Genomic DNA, 3,327 nt, shown 5'->3' with positions numbered 1-3,327 from the left:
TGAGGCCGGTGCAGACGGCAAACCTTTCCTGGCATAAGCGGATTCCCGCCCATCCCCCTGGCCATAATGAGCGGATTTCCGCCGACGCAACACAGCAGCCCGCTCTAGACCGGCCCTCCGCCACCTGGCACAGCTCCTGCTATGGCCCTGGCAGGCTGCGTTCCCACGCGCTCCACAAAAACAATTAAACGAAGGATCCTTCAATGGATAACTCCAACGCCCTGCCCATCGGGTCGGCTGCCGTGCCCGCCCGCGAAAGAACCACCGCCAGCCGGATCAAGTCGATCTTCAGCGGCTCGGTCGGCAACATGGTCGAATGGTATGACTGGTACGTCTACGCCGCGTTCTCGTTGTACTTCGCCAAAGTCTTCTTCCCCAAGGGCGACACCACCGCCCAATTGCTCAATACCGCCGCGATCTTCGCCGTGGGCTTCCTGATGCGCCCGATCGGCGGGTGGTTGATGGGCTTGTACGCCGACCGCGCCGGCCGCAAACGCGCGTTGATGGCTTCGGTATACCTGATGTGCTTCGGCTCGCTGATCATCGCCCTGAGCCCCAGCTACGAAACCATCGGCGTCGGCGCGCCGATCCTGCTGGTGTTTGCCCGTCTGCTCCAGGGTTTGTCGGTGGGTGGCGAATACGGCACCTCGGCGACCTACCTGAGTGAGATGGCCACGAAGGAACGTCGTGGTTTCTTCTCCAGCTTCCAGTACGTGACGCTGATCTCCGGCCAGCTCATCGCCCTCGGCGTGCTGATCGTGCTGCAACAATTCCTCACCACCGAACAGCTGTACGCCTGGGGCTGGCGCATCCCGTTCGCCATCGGCGCGCTGTGTGCGATTGTCGCGCTGTACCTGCGACGTGGCATGGAAGAAACCGAGTCGTTCACCAAGAAGGAAAAGGCCAAGGAAAGCGCCATGCGCACCTTGATGCGCCATCCCAAGGAACTGATGACCGTGGTCGGCCTGACCATGGGCGGTACCCTGGCGTTCTACACCTACACCACCTACATGCAGAAGTACCTGGTGAACACCGTCGGCATGAGCATCTCCGACTCCACCACCATTTCCGCCGCCACGCTGTTCCTGTTCATGTGCCTGCAACCGGTGATTGGCGGGCTGTCGGACAAGATCGGTCGCCGACCGATCCTGATTGCCTTCGGCATCCTGGGTACGCTGTTCACCGTGCCGATCCTCACCACCCTGCACACCATCCAGACCTGGTGGGGCGCGTTCTTCCTGATCATGGCGGCGCTGATCATCGTCAGCGGCTACACCTCGATCAACGCCGTGGTAAAAGCCGAGCTGTTCCCCACCGAAATCCGCGCCCTGGGCGTCGGCCTGCCTTACGCGCTCACCGTGTCGATCTTCGGCGGCACCGCTGAATACATCGCGCTGTGGTTCAAGAGCATCGGCATGGAAACCGGCTACTACTGGTACGTGACGGCGTGCATCGCCGTGTCGCTGCTGGTGTACATCACCATGAAAGACACCCGCAAGCATTCGCGGATCGTGACGGACTGACCAGTGTTCCTGCAGTGACTGCAACGGTGACTGCAATGGCCCCATCGCGAGCAAGCTCGCTCCCACAGGGATTTACGCCAACCTTGTGGGAGCGAGCTTGCTCGCGATTGGAGACGACTCGGTTTCAAGTCAATTCAACAGTGCCCTGCTTGCCATAACGGCGCTGTGCATACGCTGCGCCAGCAATCATGACCAGCAGAATCCCCGCCAATACCGCCGACGAGCCAACGGTGCCGAAATCCAATCCACCTTTTTCATGGGACTTGGTCATCAGGTCCCCCAATGTCGCGCCGAGCGGACGCGTCAGCACGAATGCGATCCAGAACAACACCACCGTCGAAATCCGGGTGAAGTATTTGAGCAGCACGACCAACGCGATAGTCGAGCTGATCAGCAGCGCACCGCCGGCAAACCCCAGGCCGGAATCGTCCGCCAGGTAATCGCCCAACGCGGTCCCCAGGGTGTTGGAAAACAGAATCGCCATCCAATAGAACATTTCGCCACGAAAAGTCTGCACCTTGGTGACGTTGAGGGAATCACCACTCAGGCGCCAGGCGGCAAAGATCGCCAGCAAAATCGCGATCAGGATCATCGATCCGGTGGCGTACCCCAGTTCCAGGGTGCGATCCATGAAGTCGGACATCGTAGTGCCCGCCGTGCTCGTGGACAGGATCACGATCCAGTACAGGATTGGCTTGTAGGTCTTGGCCATCAACTGGGTAACCAGCGTCAGGACGAACACGCTGATCAGGATCAGCGAACTGATGGCATAACCGACATTCAGGGTCATCGACAGCAAATCCCCTGCGGTTTCCCCCAGGGTCGTCGCGCAGATCTTCATGACCCAGAAGGCCAGGGTTATTTGAGGCAGTTTATTCATCGCAGGGAAAGCTCCAGTGTGTGACGCCCGGCTCTTGGGTTCAAGAGCGGCGCAGACTGGGGTTACGGCGGTGAAAAACTGGTCGGCAATACATGAAAAATACGTCATGAAGCCAAAATGGCAGGTCAATCACTCGGCGAGCCGGACGCCATGTCCATCACCAAACCTGGAAATATCAGCCCCGGCCTTGCACTATTGACCGCCTATGAACGTCTTTCCCGGAACGATCCGCCATGCCTGATGACATCCATTTCTACGAGCCCGCCCACGGCCACGGCCTGCCCCACGATCCGTTCAATGCCATCGTCGGCCCACGGCCCATCGGCTGGATTTCTTCGCAGGATGGCGACGGTCGCCTGAACCTGGCGCCCTACAGTTTCTTCAACGCCTTCAATTACGTTCCGCCGATCATTGGTTTCTCCAGCGTTGGGCGCAAGGACAGCCTCAACAACATCGAACAGACCGGCGAATTCGCCTGGAACCTGGCCACGCGCCCGTTGGCCGAGCAGATGAACCAGAGCTGCGCGATGGTCGCGCCAGAGGTCAACGAATTCGAGCTGGCGGGCCTGACGCCCGCGGCGTCGCGGGTGATCCAGGTGCCGCGCGTGGCCGAGAGCCCGGTGTCCTTCGAGTGCAAGGTCACCCAGATCATTCAATTGCAACGGGCGGACAAGGAATTGGTGCCAAGCTGGCTGATCCTCGGCGAAGTCGTCGCCGTGCACATCGCCAAATGGCTGTTGAAGGATGGGGTGTACGACACCGCCGCCGCCGAGCCGATCTTGCGTGGCGGCGGGCCGGCGGATTATTTCCAGCTGGGACCGGAGGCGTTGTTCAAGATGCATCGCCCGCGATAACAGCAGCGTACCCCTGTGGCGAGGGAGCTTGCTCCCGCTTGGGTGCGAAGCGCCCACCAAAAAAGGGGCC

3 protein-coding genes are annotated in these 3,327 nt (G+C 60.3%); 2 read left to right on the top strand and 1 reads right to left on the bottom strand.

Annotation, left to right across the window (positions count from 1 at the left end; all coding sequences use genetic code 11):
* Positions 1-203 precede the first annotated feature (203 nt).
* Entirely contained in the window at positions 204-1,523 is a 1,320-nt protein-coding gene (locus tag OC610_RS23875; protein ID WP_030140849.1) for an MFS transporter, read from the top strand.
* Positions 1,524-1,647: 124 nt separating this feature from the next.
* Here OC610_RS23875 and OC610_RS23870 read toward each other — a convergent pair whose 3' ends face one another.
* Complete coding sequence (locus OC610_RS23870) at positions 1,648-2,403, bottom strand: COG4705 family protein (RefSeq protein ID WP_264431356.1); 756 nt, start codon at positions 2,401-2,403, stop codon at positions 1,648-1,650.
* A gap of 233 nt (positions 2,404-2,636) precedes the next feature.
* On the opposite strand from OC610_RS23870, the gene OC610_RS23865 reads away from it, so the two are divergent.
* Positions 2,637-3,257, top strand: coding sequence for a flavin reductase family protein (locus tag OC610_RS23865; protein WP_264431354.1), 621 nt, complete (start codon positions 2,637-2,639; stop codon positions 3,255-3,257).
* The last annotated feature ends 70 nt before the right edge of the window (positions 3,258-3,327 follow it).

The organism is Pseudomonas agronomica (assembly GCF_025917275.1).
GTDB lineage: Bacteria > Pseudomonadota > Gammaproteobacteria > Pseudomonadales > Pseudomonadaceae > Aquipseudomonas > Aquipseudomonas agronomica.
The sequence above is the reverse complement of the archived record's forward strand: the minus strand, read 5'-3'. Positions and strand labels throughout refer to the sequence as shown.

What these genes read in the sequence shown, in the direction of transcription:
- OC610_RS23875 (WP_030140849.1), top strand. Translation starts at nt 204, where the DNA reads ATGGATAACTCCAACGCCCTGCCCATCGGGTCGGCTGCCGTGCCCGCC.
- OC610_RS23870 (WP_264431356.1), bottom strand. Translation starts at nt 2,403, where the DNA reads ATGAATAAACTGCCTCAAATAACCCTGGCCTTCTGGGTCATGAAGATC.
- OC610_RS23865 (WP_264431354.1), top strand. Translation starts at nt 2,637, where the DNA reads ATGCCTGATGACATCCATTTCTACGAGCCCGCCCACGGCCACGGCCTG.